Genomic DNA, 18,120 nt, shown 5'->3' with positions numbered 1-18,120 from the left:
CGTCTCAAAAATGAATACAAAACAGAAAATAAAGCAATCGGCAAAAGCCCTGATTTTCAGAGAAGGCAAATTTGATTTCAGGCTTTCCGACATTTCTGAAAAAGCAGAGGTAGCCCACAGTGTCCTGCACTATTATTTTAGAACCCGCATGCAACTCCTTTCAACCATTGAAGATGAAATGATCACAGAATTTATGGAAAATGGGAAAAGCTGGCTTATAAGTGATATACCTCTCAGGGAAAAAGTAGAACTGTATATTTCCTCATCATACCAGAGACTTTCTGTGTATCCTTTTGCAGACCTTTATCTTTTGAGCCGGATTAATGCTGAAATAGAGAGGTATTCTGAAGATTTCCGTAATGCGATTGTACGGTTTTCATCAGAAATAAAACAGGCAATAAGGATGAAAATTATAAAGAGCTATCAGGATCCTATCCATTTTATTATCAATATGATTTCACTCACAGCACACCCGTTCATATTAACAGGCTTTTTATATAAAACCTCGGTGATTAATGGATCAGAAGTAAGCAATATCCTGGAACAGCAGAAAAAGCTGATCATCAAAAATTTATTTGATTAAATGCAGACCTAAAGTTTCCGGCCTTTGTATTTCGATGTGATACCTACTGCAGTATTGGCCATGGGAGTTACATTCAGTGCATTGGAGATTGAAAAATTTGCAGAGAATCTTCAAAATCCCTTCCGTTTTGAAACATGAACATTATTTCTTCACATTAAAAAATATCATCATCATAATCAGATCATCTTATTTTTAAGCTCTTTATACTTTGAGCGTCCGATGGGCAGTATTTCGCCTGTTTTAAGTAAGAGCCCATACCGTGAACCGGGATTAATCAATATCTTTTCTGCCTGTTGAAGATTGACAAGGTAAGACTTATGGATACGTTCAAACCGGTCGGGAAGAAGTTGCTGCAAAAGCTCAAGGGATTTATCATGCAGTTCCTGCTGACCGTTTTTAAGGTGCAGTTCGGTATAAATTCCGGCGCCTTTAATGTAGATGACCTCTGTAATATTTACCAGACGGATCTGTCCGGCTCTTTTTACGGCCAGGTATTTAATGCTTTCATCCTGTTTTACTGCCGGGCTGATAAACCGGTTCAGAGCCTGAAAAAGCCTGTCCTGGTCGAATGGTTTCGGAACAAAATCAAGTACACCATAAGCAAAAGCATTGATCGCTTTATCGATATTAGCGGAAACAATAATCGTATGAAAAGAAGCAGCAACCATTTGTTCCAGTACCTCAAAACCATTATCACCGTTGAGGTTGAGGTCTAAAAGCAATAAGTTGGGAATTTGGGTTGTAATTTCATCAAGTCCTTTTTGAAGGGAATCACAAAGCGTAATCCGGGTAGGCTGATTCCCGAAAAATTCAGTGGTCATGCGCTGCAAACGCCGGGCAATGCGGGCTTCGTCTTCTATGATGAGTATATTCATGGTCTTAGAATTTGAATGGTAGATGCCCAACCGTACTCCGTAGCTCCGGAACTGAATTTCCAGTCTTGTTGGTAGCTTTCGGTCAGACGGGCCCTGATATATTTAAAGCCGTTTCCACCCGTCCGGTCTGTCAATATCTGCCGGTTTTTTGCTTTAGTTTCAAAAACATACTGATGAGCCTCTTTCGATACCGAATAACGGAGGATGAATTTAACGGCATTTCCGGACATTGGTTCACTATGGGTAATGCCATTCTCCAGCAATGTATGGATGATGGCAGGAGGGATGAGCTGGGTTTCATCAATCCCGGTCTGTTCCCAGATATAATTGATTTCCTTCCGGAATCCCATTACGGAAAGATGCTGTCTGCAGAGCTCAAGCTCTTTGGATACAGGGATCAGGGTCTGCTCGGAAATCTCGTTCATAATATCAAATTCTGCCGCTAATGCCTGTATGAAGCGTGATCCTTCTTTGGGAGATTCTTCCACCCAGTCCATCATGGAAGTCAGGGTATTTCTTAAAAAATGAGGCTGGATATTTTTTTTGAGCAGCTCCAGTTGTAGCCTTGAAGAAAGTATCAGAGCATTCTGGTGTTCAGCTTCGATGACACTGGTACGGATAGAATGCAGGTAAAGCATACACAAGACGATCAGGGTAAAGCTGATGAACAGCCCGAAGTCATAAAACATATACCTGTTTACCAAAGCGCTGAGCAGCAGCCCGGCCAGTACGATAAAACTTCCTTTCTCTTTTTGGATAATACTGTTCAGTACCACAATAAAAGCAGCGATCAACATGGCCAGACTGTAAAGCCGGGCAGTCAGGTCGTAATGCCCATAATTGAAAAAGTAAAGTAACAATAGTGTCAGCAGTAGGGCGGCCATGAGCCAGCCTCCCTTTTTAAAGTTGAACTGAATGATAAAATACCATGGAACCAGCAGTGCATTGGCGAAAGTCAGCCAGCCGATGATTTCCAGCCGGATAAAAAATCTGGAATAAGGAATAACCACATGGAATTTCAGATATTCCATGATCAGTAAAGTAAAAAAAAGCAGGCATATAGTTCCGAAAATCAGGATATCCCATTGCTTGCTCTTGCTGTTCATGTAAAGGAAAAAGTAATAGATCGCTGCAATGAGAAAGGCTCCGGCCATTAAGTTCATATAGGACATGGTAACCAATGGATGGGTCAATAATGTAGGGTAGTTTTCTATGCTAAAGCCAATGCCGCGCTGTATATGCGGAAGCAATGACTGAGAACTGCGCAGGGCAACCGTATGAGGACCCGGCGAAATCAGATGGTCTGGAATTCTGTAATAGCTGCTCTCGGTACCCGGTATTTCAGGCTGTCCGTTTTGGGGCACCTGTCCGTTTTTGCCAATGAGTACTCCATCCCAATAGACCTCAAAAGAACCAAAGGATATTATCTGGAGACCGAGAGGAAGTACCTCTTTTTCTACCTTGCGGAGCTCTAAATGTGTCCGTGACCAGAATATTTTATCCGAAGTATTCCCCCGGGCTTCCGACCAGTCTTTATCATTGAAATCCTTTGCCGCCCATGCCTTATTGTCACCTGTTTTATAGACAGGTACAGGGTCTTCATTGCTGATAACAGCAGGAACCAGGAAACCAAGAAACGTTAATAAAAATAAGAGATGCTGCATAATGTAAATATACAACGTAATACGCAAAATATGATGGCTGTTTAAAAGCTGATAGAGCTGTTCACATGTTTTTAAGCGAAATGGCTGTTTCCGCGCTTTAAATTTACATTATGAAACAGATCATATTAATCTTTGTGGTACTGATTACTGCTCAATATAGTTTTGCACAGGGATCAGAAATAACCGGTACAGTGCATGAAAAGCCGGATTTGCCTGTACCATATGTAACGGTAGTTCTAAAAGAAAATCCGGACAAACAGATTGCGGTTGTGATCACAGACAGTAAAGGAATGTTCCGCATGGAAAATATCCCGGCAGGAAATTACCATATCAGCTACAGCCTTATGGGTTTTAAAACCATTAATCAGCCTATGCAGGTCAGTACCGGTGCAGTAAAAGTCGGGACAATTGTTTTAGAGCCTGATGCAAAACTGTTGGAAGAAGTTTCTATGACTTCTCAACGAACATCCGTCAGCCTGAAACTGGATAAAAAAGTTTTCGAAGTGGGAAAAGATGTCCTCTCACAATCGGGAGCAGTAACCGACCTGCTGAATATGGTTCCCTCAGTGAGTGTAAGTCCTGTAGGTGCGGTCAGCCTTCGGGGAAATACTAATGTGCTGGTACTGATAGATGGAAGGCGTACCGGATTAACCCAGAGCAATGCCCTTGACCAGGTGCCTGCTGATCAGGTGGAGCGGGTGGAAGTGATCACTAATCCTTCTTCCAGGTTCGATGCAGCAGGCTCGGCAGGAATTATCAATATTATCCTGAAAAAAAATAAGAAGTCAGGCTTTAGCGGGCAGCTTCGGGTAGTGGGTGGTATTCCCAATGAAACCCGTCTTAGTCCCAGTCTGAACTATAAATCAAATAAGCTTAATTTTTTTGGAACCTATGGATTGAGACTGTCAGATTATGTAGGGCTGTATACGATGCGGCAGTCTACCGGGCTTTTGAATACACCGGTTTATCTGAACCAACGGCAGGATGAGAACAGGCATGATGATGCCAGATTACTTTATCTGGGAGCAGATTATCAGATCAACAACCACAATACACTTACTGTAGCATTTTTAAGGAATGCCACCAAAGACCATGATAAGACTAATCTGAGCTATTTGTACTCGGGGAAAAGCGGTTTGGTTGACAGCAGCCTGGTGCGTAACGGTGAATCATGGGAAAAACGAAGCTTTAATCAGCTGGAAGCAAATTATACCCGTACTTTTGAAAGGGTTGGAAAGAAATTTACCGTTGATCTGCAGTATGATTTCTGGAACAGCAGTAAAAACTGGAACCTGGCAACCGGCAAGCTTTTACCGGTAACCACTGTCTTGCCGGTAATCAGGACTAATTCAGCGGGCGGAAGCAAAGACTTTATGATTAAAACAGATATGATACAGCCTCTGGATAGCACTTCTGTATTGGAATTTGGGCTGAAAGCTGAGAATCGTAGCGTAACCAGCGATTTTATTGCTGAACAACAAAATGATGCCGGATGGGAGATCATTGACCAGATTGATAATCATCTGCTGTATAAAGAATTAATAGGAAGTGCTTATGTACAGTTTTCCGGGAAGGAAGGAGATTTCAGCTATCAGGCAGGTCTGCGGGGTGAGCTGACCCATATCGGGATCGAAGACCTCAAAGGGAATTATACCAATGATAAAAACTATAACCGTCTTTTTCCAACTTTAAACATCAGTTACCGCTTTAATGAAGGGACAACTTTGCAGGGCAGCTACAGCAAACGGATCAACAGGCCTTCTCTATACATGATTTATCCTTTTAACGAGTTAACTGATCTGAGCACCCGTTACGTTGGCAACCCGGACCTCAACCCATCGTATGCTGATGTATTTGAAGTGGCCTTTCTCAAAAACTGGAAGACCTTTACTTTTAACCCTACGTTTTACTATCAGAGGAACAGCGGTGTGATTGAAGATTATACTTACAGAGACGCCAAAGGACTGTTTATCAGTATGCCTGTCAATATTGATAAAGAAACACGTCACGGTTTTGAACTGTCACTAATGTACAATCCGGTTAAATGGCTGCAGCTAAATACCGAGCTTAACGTATTTCATTATGCCAAACAGGGAGCTTACCAGAATCAGAGCTTTGATTATTCAGGAAATACCCTCACAGCCCGCTTAAGTGCCCAGCTGAAACTGAAGAACAAACTTGCTTTCCAGACTGTTTATAATCTGAGGGGTGCCAATGCTACTGCGCAAACCCGTACAAATGCTTTACACAGCATTGATTTTGGATGCAGCAAGACTTTTTTAAAAGACAAAGCAACAGTTACATTTGATGTGAGCAACCTGTTTGACCTGAGAAAATCCGGCAGCGTGACGAAGGGAGCAGATTATGTGATTAACCAAACCAGTATTCCCAATGCAGCGCGTTATCGGTTAACTTTGGTTTACCGGCTTAATCTGAAAGATAATCAGACTGTCCGGCAGGCCAAAAGTGTTAACCGTGATTAATTTTTATTTTTTTCTATGTGCATTTGCAGTGAAGTCACAAACGCGGCAGGCTTTATTCATAGGAAACAGTATGCCTTATAATTTTCATACGACATGAAGCTAAGGCGAGGGCACATTACAGAAATACAAGGTCATCTATTAATTATGAATAGCTGACCTTTTTTATTTTACAGAATTTTTATTTTCTTTTTAAGTACAGATTTTTTACTTATTCCGATGAGATTGGGTTTTGTTGCTTTTGACTCGGATGGGCTTTTGTGAGAGGATTTCTGCCGGTTTAGAATCTTTTATCTGTAATCAATTTCACCTTTGGGGGAATTCCCCTGTTTTTTAAAATTCAGTTTTTTCCCTGAACGTTGATCTCTTTTTGTTTGAGAAATTTGTATCAATAAAAGTAATGAAAACAGCAGGTTACCTAAGATTCTGACTGCAATATATACAAAGTACAGGATCAGGGCAGAAAAAATCTTTGAAAAATTAAGACGATCAAAAACTAAATTTTAATAACCATAAAACAAAGTATATGTCAGATAAAGTAAACAGCCAGACTACAGATGCGGTAACGCAAACCAATGTTACAGTGCTTGGTGAATCGCCGGCACAAGCCATGAGTATGCTCTACCAGATGGCAACTCATGCCAGCGGGATTTCCATACAGAACTCAGTGACCAACCAGCAGAATTTAAATCAGCTTAACCCTGTAATTATTGCGGATGCCATTAACATCTTAAAGGGATAATTTAAAACCTTACAAAAATGGATACCAATACAAGTACAGGCCAGGCTACAAATCCTGCAGAGAACGCAGTAGTATTTGTAAACAACGAAGTATTAGCCCCGCCGGCTGCTTCTCCTATGATGGGAGCTGCGAAGATAATAATTGACCAGTCTACAGGGATGATGGTTCAGGATTTACAGTCCTTTCTGAAAGGTTTTGAACAGCTGGGGCTGATTGCATTAAGTAGATTGGCAAACAATTTATTAACATACGGAACTCCCAGTATGCCGCAAACAGGCGGAGGAAATGGGAATACGGAGGCTCAGGATACGGGAAAAGGAAATGAAATGATGCGGGATCTGTTTAAAATGGTAAGTGATTATGCAGAAGTGAAAACAAGAATTTCCACCACAATGTATACCACAGGTTCCGATCCGAATGAAAAGCAGAATACGGCCCCCTCAAATAATTTTTCCGATGAAGATCCTGAAAAAAAAAACATCTGACGCCACCGGCTTCTGACGAGGTTCCAAAATCAGAAGAAGGAGTGAGGAAACATTTCCCTTCATTAGATAAGGAAGACGAAAAAATCGTGCTGAAATCTATAAAACTGACTGAGCCGCTCGTAAAACCGGACATTCAGGAAGCTGTGATTGCAGCAGAAGAAACAGGACCCGGCCGGCCCATCGAAAAAAACATAACAACAAAACTAATTGACAAACTAAAAAAAATAAAAGATGAGTTATTCAAACGAACTTAAACCTGCTCAAATCTTAAACCTGCGTTCTTTACAAGAGTTGAACGAGAGCTTTTATCTGCTTCGGGAAAGTGATACCGCTTATTTCAGTATGAAGAAACCTGAAAATAATATAAACCGGGTCGTATTCACCCTGGAAACCTCCAGTATCAATATACAGCCGACCGTAAGGCTTGTAAGCTGTGTAAACAAGAATAAAAAATACGGCTCCTATCAGTCATTTGTGGTAGAGCCAAAAGATAAATCTACCGGGATTACCGTCGTCATGATGAAGCTGGATGATCCTAAAACCTTTTACTGTAATGTCCGGATACTTCCTTTGAATACATTAAACGATGTTGCCGATAAAGAAGCCGATTCAAAAATTCTGACCGTGAATCTGGAGAAAGCCAATGTTATTTTAAAAACCGATATCACAATCAGCCCTTCCAATTCAGGGGAAGCCATGTACAGTACCCACGATGTGGATGTCAACGGTATTTCTGACCTGGTAACCCTAAGTGAAATAACGGAGTTAAAAAGAGAGCTGGAATTTCAGGGAGCTAAATTAATTGCCCACTACTGCCAGGAAATACTTAGTGTCATTGTAAACGAAACTGCTGCAAACAGTGTGGCTATTCCTTTGCTGGCTGAAGATTATATTTTAGACCTTCCTTCAGATAAATTAAAAGAATTGCTTTCCGCGAATGTGATTGTAGGGAACTTATGTACTGAAATTGTAGGAAGCAACGTCATTAAAGACCTGAACAGAGACTGGATGGCAGCCAGCGCATTGATCAGCTATTTGCTTTAGATGCCTTCAGATGATTCTTAACTAAATACCATTTATACTTATGATTACGAGAAGAAACCGCAGTAAACCCGCTCCGGCTGACCCACCGGTACCGGAAGAGGCTGCAGAAGAAGCCACAGCGGAAGAGATCGTTCCTGAAGTTCTTGATGAGACTGTATTGCCCTTTATCATTAGTCATGAAGATGAAATCATCAATTACATCAAAGAAAAAGCCACTAAAGAAACCATGAAGTCCCTGGCACCTTTACTGGCAAAACTGGAAGAAGCCGTAAAACAGCAGCAAGCCGCTCAACCGGCAGTGACAGCAGCAAACTCCGGTGTAATGAACTATGCTGACCAGCTAAAAAGTATGCAGGAAATTTCCAGGGAGAAGATTAAAGCCAAAGAATTGAAGGTGGCTGAAAGAATCAATAAGCTACAGGCGAGAATAGCCGGAATGAATAAATAATACGTCTAACCAAAAAACTAAATTTCATGGAAAACAACAGAAACGAAGTCAATACAGAAGTGGTAGGAATGTCAGCTGCTGTTACTGCTGCAATGAATATGCAGGTAAGCGCACACTCTACAGGTTTAATGTTTGAACAGTCAGTAGCAAATCAGCAAAAGGATTTTCTGGTGACATTAAGCAATTCTGTAATGGGCTATAAAAAAGTGCTGGGGAGAAAGCTGAGATATGAAGAAGCCGTGGCACTGAGAAAAAGCCGGTTTGGTGATTAATCTTTTTACAATCACCAACAGAAAAAAATCATAAGATATATTACGGATGCGGTTTTTTTACCCTGTACACATCTGCCCGATACCTCAACATAGTTTTTAGTCAACATTCATCATCGTGCAGATTTTAGAAATGCTGTAAAACGTAAACAGGCAAACAGGTACTCTATCCATAAGATCACAAAATTTACAGCATGAGTACAGTGGCAGAACTACTTTTTCCAACTGATGTTGAGAATTTGATTACCGCATCCTTTTTCAGGAATTCAAACAATACAGAAAATATTCATTAAAATTTTTATTAACCGAGATCAGATCTCATCAAAAACTACAATTATGGCACAAACAGTTAGCCCACAGATCACAGATGCAGTGACGCAATCTAATGTAAAAGTGGTAGGAGAAGCACCGGCAGTAGCCTTAGGTAATGTCTATCAGGCAGCAGCTCACTCTACCGGAATCATGTTTGAAAATGCGGTAAACTCGCAGAATCAGCAGAACATTTTAGGACAGGCAGCCACTACTCAGGGCATTATGCAGATTTATAGCGTAGATACCATTGCAGATGCTATTTCTATAGCGAAGATGCTGAATGCTTCTTAACAGAATCCCGACTTTTAATAACAAAACAAAAACAATTATGGCAGCCGGAAAATCCGGTTGTATCTAAACTAATCATCAACTCATAAACAATTAAATTATGGCAACAACAGTCAATGAACAAATCACAGACGCGGTTACCCAGTCTAATGTAAAAGTGGTAGCAGAAGCTCCGGCAGTCGCTTTAGGTAACGTGTACCAGGCAGCAGCACATTCAACAGGAATTATGTTTGAGAATGCAGTAAATTCTCAAAATCAGCAGAATATCCTGAGCCAGGCAGCCACTACACAGGGGGTAATGCAGATCTACAGCATGGATACCATAGCAGACGCTATTTCTATCGCTAAAATGTTAGGAGCATCTTAACAAAAAAACAATAACCAATAAACAATCCCGGCAATTGGAAAGTCCGATTGCCTTCTTACCCAATCATAAACAAATTAAATTATGGCAACAACAGTCAATGAACAAATCACAGACGCAGTTACTCAATCCAATGTAAAAGTAGTGGCAGAAGCTCCGGCAGTCGCTTTAGGTAACGTGTACCAGGCAGCAGCCCATTCTACAGGAATTATGTTTGAAAATGCAGTAAACTCGCAAAACCAGCAGAACATTCTCGGGCAGGCATCCACTACACAGGGTATAATGCAGATCTACAGCATGGATACGATAGCAGATGCTATTTCTATTGCAACTATGCTGGGAGCATCCTAAACCCTTTTTTCTTCGCCGGAACCGGTAAATAACAGGGGACGGCAACAACAATCAATGTAACGAACAACCGGGATAGCAATATCCCACAAAAAAATTAAAAATCATGGCACAAACAGTTAATCCTCAAATTACAGATGCAGTTACCCAATCTAACGTGAAGGTAGTCGGAGAAGCCCCTGCGGTGGCCTTAGGCAACGTTTATCAGGCGGCGGCACATTCTACCGGAATCATGTTTGAAAATGCGGTAAACTCACAAAACCAGCAGAACATTTTAGGTCAGGCAGCTACTACACAGGGTGTAATGCAGATCTACAGCATGGATACCGTAGCAGATGCGATCTCTATTGCAAAAATGTTAAACGCTTCTTAATGGTGTGTTTTTAGAATTTTACCTGTCAGGGAGCACATTTTAAGTTCTCCCTGATTTTTAATGAACATATATTATAACTTAAAATCTATACAATGAAAATTTACAGATTTATATCAGCATTACAGACTAAGAATTATATCAACCGTACTCTTCACAAATGGTTTTACAACAATGGGCAACGGCAGTTTCCACCTATGCGGTTGTTCCGCTTTTTGTGGAGCTTCTATCCGTGGCCTGTAAACAACCGCCCTCACTTCTATAAAATTATAAAAGAGGTAGGGGATGTTTCGGAAAAAACAACGGTTCCTAAGTTTTATAAGTTTTTAACCAGTCAGATTAATTTTTTAGTGCCCTATTCCGTTTTGGGCGGAAATAATGAACTGTTTGGTCCGAGGATCAATGGAGGAATTGCCACTGCAGGCGGAGGCGGGCCTGTATTCACTGAAAATGATGACGAAAACTTTACTCTGAGAAACACTGCTATGGAGGGGCATATTTTTGAGGGTGGTGAAGTCAGTAGCAGGGTATATAAGGAAAATAATAAAGTATATTTAGAAGTTATAGGGTCCGGTGAAAATAATTTTGCATGGGTGAATGAGGTAGTAGGCAAGCAACTCTTTATAGGGCTGGCTGATTTGGCGGTCAATACATTTAATAAAGAATAATTATTTATCCAGCAGCACAATTTCATTGGCGTCTACAATATGGTTCTGTACGGCATAAATCACAAGACCAGCCATATTTTTTACACAGGTTTTGATCATCAGGTTGGTTTTATGCGTTTCCACTGTTTTGGGGGAGATGCACAGGCTGTCTGCAATTTCTTTGGTACTCATCTGCTGGCAGACCAGTTTCAGGACGTCTATTTCCCGTTCCGTCAGGTCATCCTTAGAATAGGCATGAAATTCCGGAAGTTTGTTGGATAATTGTTCCCGCATTACTTTTACCTGCTCGTCCGAAAAATAATGTCCGTTGCGGTATACGGTATTGATGACATTCAGTAATTCATCGAGCTCGATTTCTTTGGGCAGAAAAGCATGTGCCCCCATCTTCAGCATTTGTCCCATAAAAGACCGCCGGTAAAAGCTGGAGAGAACAATGATTTTAATTTCAGATTCCTGCCGGGATAATGCTGACATCACTTCTATCCCGTCACCATCTGCCATTCTCAGATCCAGAAGGAGGATATCTATAAAATCAGTATTGCGTTTACTAAGGAAGATATTCCCGTTTTTTGAGGTGTGCACCACTTCATACCGGTTATTTTTCTCAATATAATTTTTTAAAAGCTGTACAAAAAGTGAATCATCATCTACGATTCCGATTTTAATGCTTGTGTTTTCCATGTTTGTTTTTATTTAATAATGACACAAATAATAAATTTTGTTCCTTTTTCAGGTTGGGTTTTAAGTTTATAAGCCGCTTTAATCTGTTGGGCTCTTGAGTAAATATTTTTCAGGCCGATTCCGCCATATTTATTTCCGGCAACAAAGCCGCAGCCGTTATCTTCTACCGCCAGAACCAGATATTTTGCTGAGATCCGCAACGACAGGTCTATATGAGTAGCCCGGGCGTGTTTCAGAATATTGGTGACCAGCTCCTGCACGATCCTGAGGATATTTAATTTCACAGAGCTGTTGATGTGAATATCCTTTTTGATCCGATGATGATATGCAATTCTCATATTTTCATTCACTTGCTCAAGATAATCTGCAATGAGGTCACTCAGCTCAATCTCGCCCAGGTCAGGAGGTGTAAGGTTGTGTGATAATTCCCGGATGAGCTGCATCGACTTCTTCAGGTCAACATTCAGCTCATTAATATCCCGGTAGGCGCTGTTGAGCCGGATGAGGTTCAGGCGTGAGATGATATTGTCATGCAATTCCTCTGCAAGCCGTTTCCTGTCTTTTTCCTGCAGATACAGGGTGTTTTCCCAACATTCCGTCTGTGTGTTGCGTACCAGCTGCATCACTTTTCTTTTATTTTTCTTAATGCTTTTCATATAATTTACAACCAGTATTGTTATAAATAATGTAACCAGGGACAATATCCCGATACCTATCCATATCCATTCTACTAGCAAGCCCTGATTTTCCCAATTCGACATCCCAGATTAATAAAAGCAATATAAAAAGACCATAACAATACGCCTCTGAAAAGCCAGATGGGAGCTACCCAGGCCAGATGGTTGCTGATTAAAAAATTAAAGGTAGTGGAGATCAGGCTTTCAATCGAAAAGAACAAGAAGGCCAGTATATTTACAATCAGCAGGTCCCTGTCAGCTCTTGATTTCCTGATCACGTTCAGAAAATAAACCGCTGCAAAGCTGCAGATGATGACCGTGCTGATGATATTGGAATAAAAGGTAACAGATGTAATGTTTTGCACATACATCAGGTTAAAGATCAGGCACACGGTTGCATATACATACACGGTAAGCCTCACCAGGTGCGGGATTCTGATAAAATAAGTATTGTAAATCTCCGTCAGCATGATTAAGCTAAAAAACTGGCTCAATGAATAATTATAGGTGTTGAAGGTGTTCAGTTTCATCATACGGCTGATCAGGTCAGACAGTTCCAGGACAGATTCACCTGACAGAAACAGGAACAGTACCGTTTTTGGCTTTATCCCTTTCTTTACAAATAAGATCAGTCCCGTAAGCAGGGTTACATTGATGATAATCTGTAAATACAGGGATAAGCTGTTATAGGTAAGCATGGCTTTTGAGCAGAAGTTGGTAGTCTTCAATCGTAGAGATGGAGAAAGGTGGCCGCGGCGTTGAATAATCCTGGGCATCCTTGCTGATCTCGCTGATGGTGAGATCCTTTACGGTGATAATTTCTATGTGATAATCGGTAATAGGGCCTGTCACCTGGCTTTCATTGGTAAGCCCGAAAAAGCAGGTGCATAGCTGGTTGTCTGGAAGGTTCAGTCTTTCATAATCATCAAACGGAATGTAGATGAGCTGAAAAAAAGGCTGCGTTTTCTGTACTTTCAGCCATGGGCTGCCATACATATTCCATGTGAAGTTCCGGTAAATGGCAGATTCGGAAGAGATGGGTGGCTGTACTGTAAGGTCGGGATCAATGCCTGTAATCACATCAGGCGATTTGCGGGTGAATTCTTTCACAAGGATATGGCTGAAATTACTGTCTGCATCACTTTTAGAATCGATCAGGAAAAATTTAAGCACACCCTGGTCAATCCCCACATAGGCATGAATGGCCTTATCTGCTTCGTTGGCAAGGTTGTTTTTCCATTCTACGATTTCCGCTCCCGAAACGCTGAAGTGGGTTCCCTGGTTCAGGTAATTGAGAATCTCGGTTTCGCTCTCCTGATTTCCGTTCTTAAAGGCATCTGTAAGGATCTTCCATTGTTGTATGGACTGGTAAATAGCATCAATTTCCATGAATTATATATTTGTGAATGATAATAAATTATTGTTGAAATTTACAAAAAAAATGCATTTTAAATCACCCGATTTAGAAATGAAACACGAAATCAGTAAGCTTTGTTTAATATAGTCTTATAAGTAATAAAACCCCCACAATCATCTGCTCATCTGTAAAACCAGCGAGCGGCCTCACAAATATTTATCTCTTCCTTGGTTTAATTTATAAGTCTGATGATGTTATGGGCAATGATCATTCAGTACTATTTTGTGGCTCGTCAGTATATTCCTAAATTTGCCCTGTTGATTTCAAAAGATGAAGAAGACCATCCCTATGTATGATTTAAGCGGTATTTCCCAACATGGCATTGTTGTGGAAAGTATTGATAAACGTACCAAAAGCCCCGATGACAATCTTTTTGACAAAGGAATCCACAGGGACAGCCATTATATCTTCACATTTTTAGAAAGTGGGCATGTAAAAATGATGGTTGATTTTAAAATAGTAGAAACTCAGGAAGCTGCAGTTTTCTGTGTACTGCCGGGGCAGGTGCACCAGGGGCTGATGATGAAAGACGTTTCCGGATGGTTTCTGGGGGTGAAAGTAGATCTGGTTCCTGATTTTGTGAGGTATGTTTTTGAGGAATGCATGGTGGAGATACAGCCTCAGAAAGTTGATGCCGACAGGATCGAAAAGCTGAATACCTGTGCTAAAATGCTCCAGAATTACTGTACAGACGAAATGCTTTCTTCCAAAGAAGGCTTCTTCATTGTTCAGTCTTTGCTGAATGCTTATACCGGGATATTTGCCCACCATTTCCTGAACGAAAACAAACCGGAATCATCAAAAGAAAACCGGGCTTTGCAGCTCACCAGACAATTCAGGGTATTGGTGCGGAAAGAATTTAAAACCCTGAAAAGTCCATCACTATATGCTGAGGCCCTGCATATTTCTCCCGGGTATCTTACGGAGGTGGTGCGGAAAATCACCGGAAAATCTGCATTGTATTGGATTCAGAAGGAAATCCTGGTGGAAGCAAAAAGGCTGTTGGTTTTTACAAACCTTACGGTGAAGCAGATTGCCCATGAGCTGGGATATACAGATCATACCTACTTTACACGCCTGTTTTCTAAGCTTGAAGGGCGGTCGCCATCAGACTTCCGGGATAGCAGCCAGAAATAAAGGGATACCTCGAATTGTCCAATCAATTCCCTGAAACGGCTATCGTTTTATTTTTGTTTTGTGGCTTCCTTTGCTATAAAATTTTATATGTCAAGTTTACCCAAATGGCTCAATGATACATTGGAAAATGTTTTACCTTCCAAATTTAAAGAATGTACCGTCACCGAAACCGAAAATATTTCAGCTCATCTCCGCCGAATCCGTTTTGAAGCAGATCTCAGCGGGCTTTATTTTGCGCCTGTTTATGCGATAGGGATCAGGATCAATGAAAGAGATTTCCGTAACTATTCCCCGTTCAGCTTTGATGCGGAGAAAGGATGTTTTGATGTCGTGTTCCACCTGCATGATCGCTCAGCCGTTGGCTGTGATTTTATAAGCAGCCTGTCTGTAGGTGATGCTGTAAAGATTTTAATCCCGAGAGGGAAAAAGTTCTTCGATCCTGAAGCCAAAATTCATTTTTCTATCGGCGACGAAACCTCATTAGGAAGCTCCCTGTCTATAAAAGAAGCGGCTGAAAAACTGAACAGCTCATTCCTGTGCCTTCACGAGCTGGATGAGCCGGAGCCTCTCGAAAAGCTGGATCTATACGGATACCATATTCCCAAAAACAATATCGTGGATATCATCGAGGAATTAACCGATTTCCTGATTGAGGAAAAACAGGCCGTTAGCAATGATGAAATAATCTTCTATCTCACCGGCAACGGCGAAACCATGGCCGTGATCCGGAAATTTCTTAAAGGAAAAGGGGTAGCAGCAAAGTGTATTAAGTCGCAGGCGTATTGGATAGAGGGGAAAAGGGGGTTGTAGCGTATATACATTTTATAATATTATTTTGGTTATATAGCTTTCAGTTATTAATCTTTAGTTCTATAAGATATCAACTAAAAATGTTAATCTCTAAACCCCAAATTTTCTCTATATTTGCGCAAAGCACACAACATCATATGGAAAAGCTAAGAAATCTAAGAAAGCAGCGAGGCTACACTCAGGAGTATATGTCTAAAATATTATCTACGGATGTTTCCAATTATTCGCGGAAGGAGAGTGGCGATGTAAAGATATTTGATGATGAGTGGGAGAAGCTGGCGGCAGCATTAGATGTTCCGGTAGAGGAGATTAAGGAAGAAAGAACGGCAAATGTTGTAAATTTTAATGATACTTCAACTAATTCAGGGGCTTTTCTTAATAACTATTACAATGTTCCTAATCAGGTAATGGATAATCTCCAAGACTACATCAAACTGCTGAAAGAGCAGGTAGAATCCCTAAAACAGGAATTGGAGACATATAAAGCCGGGAAATAATCTGTTGAAAATACAGACTGTAAAATAGACAATACTGCTTCAATGGGGCAGTATTTTTTTGTGATAGCTTTTTCGTTTTTCTGTTCCGTTTTATAAATATTTTTCATCAAAAAAGAAGCAGGAACAAAACCTTATCATTCTGTTTTTAGAATCAGATGAATGCATGTTGAAAAATGCATAACTGGCTGTTTTTCGGTGTCTTATACTTGCTATATTTGATAGTACCAAACCAAAACACAGAACCTTATGGCACTAGACAATTTAATCAGTTTAAATCTTGCCGCAGCAGATTTAACGAAGCTGGATCAGGCGATCCTGGCTATTGAAACCGTACTGGTGGGGAAAACCATCAACCTTACCCCCGAAGAAAGGCAGCAGTACGGAAGCATCGCAGAGCAGAATAAGCTTTTTGTAAACAAAGTAAAAAACCTTATGGATCAGTTTCCGCAATACGTCCCCAACTTTCTGGATAAAGCGGAATTTGCCCGGGATTTTGTAGCCCGCGAGCAGGTAGAGCAAAGGCTGAATAAGCTGAGCTCACTCACAGAGCAGCTCTCTGATACCAAAGTACTTCTGGATCATGATAACTACCAGAATGCCATCACCTTTTACAGAAACTTAAAATACCTTTCAGGGGAAAATGTACCGGGAACCAACGTCATCTATGAAGATATGAGGCAGTTTTTTGTGACCATTACCCCCACCGCCACCCCCCAGGACCCCCCGAAGGACACCCCATAACCAGTAAAGCAAGTGGTGACGGGCGGTTCGGAAGTACCCGCACCCCCTTTCATAAGCTCCTATACCCCCTTATCTAAGGGGGTATAGCTACTTAAAAAACCCCTGTAGGTAGTTGGCCAAATACCCCCGGGCACTTCCAAACCGGTTGCAGGCACTTTGATAACTGCCTGCCGGGAGTTTGGGACCGGGTACAGGCACCTGGCCACCGGGCACAGGGGCTTGGGAGAGTGGCTGAAGGGAGTAAAGAAGTGGATGCATCTGCTTATTAAAGTATTTGAAGGGGTACTGTAAAAAATTATAGCTTCCCGTTGCCGTGAATTGAAATAAATCCTTATCATTGCTGTATGTAAAACGATACAGGTAATTTTGAAAGAGAAGGTGAGTATCGTAATACATATCAAAAACTAATACATCAATGAATTACTGGAAATTAGGATGCAGATGGTATTCAGGCGCACCGCTGTTTTTCAGATACCTGCTGGAGCAGGGGATTGTCATAAGCTGGATAGACAAATTTTTCGAAATTAATGATACCGTTCTTTTAACAGATGGCCATACCTCTCTGGGAATTGCAAAGGTGACCGGGGAGGGGATCCCTGTTTCAGAGCTGGATCAGTATAAGGAAGCGCTTCAGGCCCTGGAAGTACCGACGGGAGCTAACGGGCTCATTGTTTTCCGGGCAGCTATTGTTGAGCTGAAAGAAAATGAAAAGTTCAACTATCCGCTTCAGCAGGGGATACGCAAGATTCAGGCCCCAGAGATAAAGTCAAAAATAAAATCGTTATTACGAAGCAAAAAACAGTCTTTTGAAATGCAGAATACAATAGACCTACTACACTATAAAAAACAGATCATCCTCCAGGGCCCTCCCGGAACCGGAAAAACAAGACAAGCCAGGCTGATTGCAAAAGAGATGCTGGGGCTTCCGTCGGTAGAAGATTTGCAGGATCATCCGCAGTTTAATCTGGTGCAGTTCCACCCCAGCTATACCTATGAAGATTTTGTGAGGGGCATTGTGACAAAGCCCAACGAAGAAGGTGAAGGCATTATCTACGGAGCCGAAAATAAAATATTGGGGAAATTCGCAGCAGAAGCAAATAAAAACTTTTTAGCACACCAGGGAAAAACAAAGAATAATATTAATTTCCAGAATAAGCTGAATGTTTTACTCGACAAGATCAACGAAAAAATAATCAGCGGCTCGGTCTTTCCTTTTGGGG

At 41.2% G+C, this 18,120-nt stretch carries 25 protein-coding genes; 18 read left to right on the top strand and 7 right to left on the bottom strand.

The window, feature by feature from the left end:
* The first annotated feature begins 10 nt into the window (after positions 1-10).
* Positions 11-583: a TetR/AcrR family transcriptional regulator gene (locus PMI13_RS17230; RefSeq protein WP_007846111.1), complete on the top strand. Its 573-nt coding sequence runs from the start codon at positions 11-13 to the stop codon at positions 581-583.
* Between the two features lie 176 nt (positions 584-759).
* Here PMI13_RS17230 and PMI13_RS17225 read toward each other — a convergent pair whose 3' ends face one another.
* Positions 760-1,458, bottom strand: a complete 699-nt coding sequence (locus tag PMI13_RS17225; RefSeq protein ID WP_007846110.1) for a LytR/AlgR family response regulator transcription factor — start codon at positions 1,456-1,458, stop codon at positions 760-762.
* Positions 1,455-3,122 (bottom strand): histidine kinase, encoded by a 1,668-nt coding sequence (locus tag PMI13_RS17220; protein WP_156104463.1) that lies wholly within the window; start codon positions 3,120-3,122, stop codon positions 1,455-1,457. Before PMI13_RS17220 ends, PMI13_RS17225 begins: the two co-directional genes overlap by 4 nt.
* A 110-nt stretch (positions 3,123-3,232) precedes the next feature.
* On the opposite strand from PMI13_RS17220, the gene PMI13_RS17215 reads away from it, so the two are divergent.
* From PMI13_RS17215 to PMI13_RS17160, 12 genes are all read left to right on the top strand, one after another.
* On the top strand, positions 3,233-5,605 hold the full coding sequence (locus PMI13_RS17215) for an outer membrane beta-barrel family protein (protein WP_007846108.1): 2,373 nt from the start codon (positions 3,233-3,235) through the stop codon (positions 5,603-5,605).
* 523 nt (positions 5,606-6,128) lie between these two features.
* Complete coding sequence (locus PMI13_RS17210) at positions 6,129-6,344, top strand: RebB family R body protein (protein ID WP_007846106.1); 216 nt, start codon at positions 6,129-6,131, stop codon at positions 6,342-6,344.
* A gap of 17 nt (positions 6,345-6,361) precedes the next feature.
* Positions 6,362-6,829: a hypothetical protein gene (locus PMI13_RS17205; protein WP_007846105.1), complete on the top strand. Its 468-nt coding sequence runs from the start codon at positions 6,362-6,364 to the stop codon at positions 6,827-6,829.
* Between the two features lie 41 nt (positions 6,830-6,870).
* Positions 6,871-7,083 (top strand): hypothetical protein, encoded by a 213-nt coding sequence (locus tag PMI13_RS17200; RefSeq protein WP_034670059.1) that lies wholly within the window; start codon positions 6,871-6,873, stop codon positions 7,081-7,083.
* Entirely contained in the window at positions 7,061-7,873 is an 813-nt protein-coding gene (locus PMI13_RS17195) for a hypothetical protein (protein WP_007846103.1), read from the top strand. Before PMI13_RS17200 ends, PMI13_RS17195 begins: the two co-directional genes overlap by 23 nt.
* Before the next feature lie 40 nt (positions 7,874-7,913).
* A complete protein-coding gene (locus tag PMI13_RS17190) occupies positions 7,914-8,321 on the top strand; it encodes a hypothetical protein (RefSeq protein WP_007846101.1) in 408 nt (135 codons plus the stop codon).
* Between the two features lie 26 nt (positions 8,322-8,347).
* Positions 8,348-8,593: a RebB family R body protein gene (locus tag PMI13_RS17185; protein WP_007846099.1), complete on the top strand. Its 246-nt coding sequence runs from the start codon at positions 8,348-8,350 to the stop codon at positions 8,591-8,593.
* A gap of 333 nt (positions 8,594-8,926) precedes the next feature.
* Entirely contained in the window at positions 8,927-9,193 is a 267-nt protein-coding gene (locus PMI13_RS17180) for a RebB family R body protein (RefSeq protein WP_007846097.1), read from the top strand.
* A gap of 97 nt (positions 9,194-9,290) precedes the next feature.
* On the top strand, positions 9,291-9,557 hold the full coding sequence (locus tag PMI13_RS17175; RefSeq protein WP_007846095.1) for a RebB family R body protein: 267 nt from the start codon (positions 9,291-9,293) through the stop codon (positions 9,555-9,557).
* An 81-nt stretch (positions 9,558-9,638) separates the two neighbouring features.
* Complete coding sequence (locus PMI13_RS17170) at positions 9,639-9,905, top strand: RebB family R body protein (RefSeq protein WP_007846093.1); 267 nt, start codon at positions 9,639-9,641, stop codon at positions 9,903-9,905.
* 103 nt (positions 9,906-10,008) lie between these two features.
* On the top strand, positions 10,009-10,275 hold the full coding sequence (locus PMI13_RS17165) for a RebB family R body protein (protein ID WP_007846085.1): 267 nt from the start codon (positions 10,009-10,011) through the stop codon (positions 10,273-10,275).
* A gap of 92 nt (positions 10,276-10,367) precedes the next feature.
* Positions 10,368-10,940: a hypothetical protein gene (locus PMI13_RS17160; protein WP_007846083.1), complete on the top strand. Its 573-nt coding sequence runs from the start codon at positions 10,368-10,370 to the stop codon at positions 10,938-10,940.
* Here the strand turns inward: PMI13_RS17160 and PMI13_RS17155 are convergent, their stop codons facing one another.
* The 4 genes from PMI13_RS17155 to PMI13_RS17140 form a co-directional block, all read right to left on the bottom strand.
* The gene (locus PMI13_RS17155; RefSeq protein WP_007846082.1) at positions 10,941-11,621 is read right to left on the bottom strand and encodes a response regulator transcription factor; all 681 of its coding nucleotides are present in this window, start codon (positions 11,619-11,621) and stop codon (positions 10,941-10,943) included.
* An 8-nt stretch (positions 11,622-11,629) separates the two neighbouring features.
* Positions 11,630-12,277 carry a sensor histidine kinase gene (locus PMI13_RS17150; RefSeq protein WP_034670057.1) on the bottom strand — a complete coding sequence of 216 codons (648 nt, stop codon included), beginning with the start codon at positions 12,275-12,277 and terminating at the stop codon, positions 11,630-11,632.
* Between the two features lie 74 nt (positions 12,278-12,351).
* On the bottom strand, positions 12,352-12,996 hold the full coding sequence (locus PMI13_RS17145) for a hypothetical protein (protein WP_007846080.1): 645 nt from the start codon (positions 12,994-12,996) through the stop codon (positions 12,352-12,354).
* On the bottom strand, positions 12,983-13,687 hold the full coding sequence (locus PMI13_RS17140; RefSeq protein WP_007846079.1) for a hypothetical protein: 705 nt from the start codon (positions 13,685-13,687) through the stop codon (positions 12,983-12,985). Before PMI13_RS17140 ends, PMI13_RS17145 begins: the two co-directional genes overlap by 14 nt.
* A gap of 298 nt (positions 13,688-13,985) precedes the next feature.
* Between PMI13_RS17140 and PMI13_RS17135 the strand changes: the two genes are divergently transcribed.
* The 4 genes from PMI13_RS17135 (at position 13,986) to PMI13_RS17120 (ending at position 16,900) form a co-directional block, all read left to right on the top strand.
* On the top strand, positions 13,986-14,852 hold the full coding sequence (locus PMI13_RS17135; protein ID WP_156104462.1) for a helix-turn-helix domain-containing protein: 867 nt from the start codon (positions 13,986-13,988) through the stop codon (positions 14,850-14,852).
* Between the two features lie 87 nt (positions 14,853-14,939).
* On the top strand, positions 14,940-15,662 hold the full coding sequence (locus tag PMI13_RS17130; protein WP_007846076.1) for a siderophore-interacting protein: 723 nt from the start codon (positions 14,940-14,942) through the stop codon (positions 15,660-15,662).
* 137 nt (positions 15,663-15,799) lie between these two features.
* Complete coding sequence (locus PMI13_RS17125) at positions 15,800-16,159, top strand: helix-turn-helix domain-containing protein (protein WP_034670055.1); 360 nt, start codon at positions 15,800-15,802, stop codon at positions 16,157-16,159.
* Between the two features lie 246 nt (positions 16,160-16,405).
* The gene (locus PMI13_RS17120) at positions 16,406-16,900 is read left to right on the top strand and encodes a hypothetical protein (protein WP_007846073.1); all 495 of its coding nucleotides are present in this window, start codon (positions 16,406-16,408) and stop codon (positions 16,898-16,900) included.
* A gap of 87 nt (positions 16,901-16,987) precedes the next feature.
* Here the strand turns inward: PMI13_RS17120 and PMI13_RS17115 are convergent, their stop codons facing one another.
* Positions 16,988-17,296, bottom strand: coding sequence for a hypothetical protein (locus PMI13_RS17115; RefSeq protein ID WP_034670053.1), 309 nt, complete (start codon positions 17,294-17,296; stop codon positions 16,988-16,990).
* 19 nt (positions 17,297-17,315) lie between these two features.
* Between PMI13_RS17115 and PMI13_RS21730 the strand changes: the two genes are divergently transcribed.
* Positions 17,316-18,120, top strand: an 805-nt coding sequence (locus tag PMI13_RS21730) for an AAA family ATPase (RefSeq protein WP_007846072.1), incomplete at its 3' end; no start/stop codon positions are given.

This window comes from Chryseobacterium populi, assembly GCF_000282115.1.
GTDB classification, from domain to species: Bacteria; Bacteroidota; Bacteroidia; order Flavobacteriales; family Weeksellaceae; genus Chryseobacterium; species Chryseobacterium populi.
This window is presented reverse-complemented; position numbering and strand designations above follow the sequence as displayed.

Excerpts from the sequence above, each read along its gene's own strand:
- PMI13_RS17190 (WP_007846101.1), top strand. The coding sequence starts at position 7,914 with ATGATTACGAGAAGAAACCGCAGTAAACCCGCTCCGGCTGACCCACCG.
- PMI13_RS17170 (WP_007846093.1), top strand. The coding sequence starts at position 9,639 with ATGGCAACAACAGTCAATGAACAAATCACAGACGCAGTTACTCAATCC.
- PMI13_RS17175 (WP_007846095.1), top strand. The coding sequence starts at position 9,291 with ATGGCAACAACAGTCAATGAACAAATCACAGACGCGGTTACCCAGTCT.
- PMI13_RS17145 (WP_007846080.1), bottom strand. The coding sequence starts at position 12,996 with ATGCTTACCTATAACAGCTTATCCCTGTATTTACAGATTATCATCAAT.
- PMI13_RS17120 (WP_007846073.1), top strand. The coding sequence starts at position 16,406 with ATGGCACTAGACAATTTAATCAGTTTAAATCTTGCCGCAGCAGATTTA.
- PMI13_RS17205 (WP_007846105.1), top strand. The coding sequence starts at position 6,362 with ATGGATACCAATACAAGTACAGGCCAGGCTACAAATCCTGCAGAGAAC.
- PMI13_RS17125 (WP_034670055.1), top strand. The coding sequence starts at position 15,800 with ATGGAAAAGCTAAGAAATCTAAGAAAGCAGCGAGGCTACACTCAGGAG.
- PMI13_RS17210 (WP_007846106.1), top strand. The coding sequence starts at position 6,129 with ATGTCAGATAAAGTAAACAGCCAGACTACAGATGCGGTAACGCAAACC.
- PMI13_RS17165 (WP_007846085.1), top strand. The coding sequence starts at position 10,009 with ATGGCACAAACAGTTAATCCTCAAATTACAGATGCAGTTACCCAATCT.
- PMI13_RS17220 (WP_156104463.1), bottom strand. The coding sequence starts at position 3,122 with ATGCAGCATCTCTTATTTTTATTAACGTTTCTTGGTTTCCTGGTTCCT.
- PMI13_RS17215 (WP_007846108.1), top strand. The coding sequence starts at position 3,233 with ATGAAACAGATCATATTAATCTTTGTGGTACTGATTACTGCTCAATAT.
- PMI13_RS17195 (WP_007846103.1), top strand. The coding sequence starts at position 7,061 with ATGAGTTATTCAAACGAACTTAAACCTGCTCAAATCTTAAACCTGCGT.
- PMI13_RS17115 (WP_034670053.1), bottom strand. The coding sequence starts at position 17,296 with ATGTATTACGATACTCACCTTCTCTTTCAAAATTACCTGTATCGTTTT.
- PMI13_RS17180 (WP_007846097.1), top strand. The coding sequence starts at position 8,927 with ATGGCACAAACAGTTAGCCCACAGATCACAGATGCAGTGACGCAATCT.
- PMI13_RS17135 (WP_156104462.1), top strand. The coding sequence starts at position 13,986 with ATGAAGAAGACCATCCCTATGTATGATTTAAGCGGTATTTCCCAACAT.
- PMI13_RS17225 (WP_007846110.1), bottom strand. The coding sequence starts at position 1,458 with ATGAATATACTCATCATAGAAGACGAAGCCCGCATTGCCCGGCGTTTG.
- PMI13_RS17160 (WP_007846083.1), top strand. The coding sequence starts at position 10,368 with ATGAAAATTTACAGATTTATATCAGCATTACAGACTAAGAATTATATC.
- PMI13_RS17150 (WP_034670057.1), bottom strand. The coding sequence starts at position 12,277 with ATGAAAAGCATTAAGAAAAATAAAAGAAAAGTGATGCAGCTGGTACGC.
- PMI13_RS17230 (WP_007846111.1), top strand. The coding sequence starts at position 11 with ATGAATACAAAACAGAAAATAAAGCAATCGGCAAAAGCCCTGATTTTC.
- PMI13_RS17155 (WP_007846082.1), bottom strand. The coding sequence starts at position 11,621 with ATGGAAAACACAAGCATTAAAATCGGAATCGTAGATGATGATTCACTT.
- PMI13_RS17140 (WP_007846079.1), bottom strand. The coding sequence starts at position 13,687 with ATGGAAATTGATGCTATTTACCAGTCCATACAACAATGGAAGATCCTT.
- PMI13_RS17130 (WP_007846076.1), top strand. The coding sequence starts at position 14,940 with ATGTCAAGTTTACCCAAATGGCTCAATGATACATTGGAAAATGTTTTA.
- PMI13_RS17185 (WP_007846099.1), top strand. The coding sequence starts at position 8,348 with ATGGAAAACAACAGAAACGAAGTCAATACAGAAGTGGTAGGAATGTCA.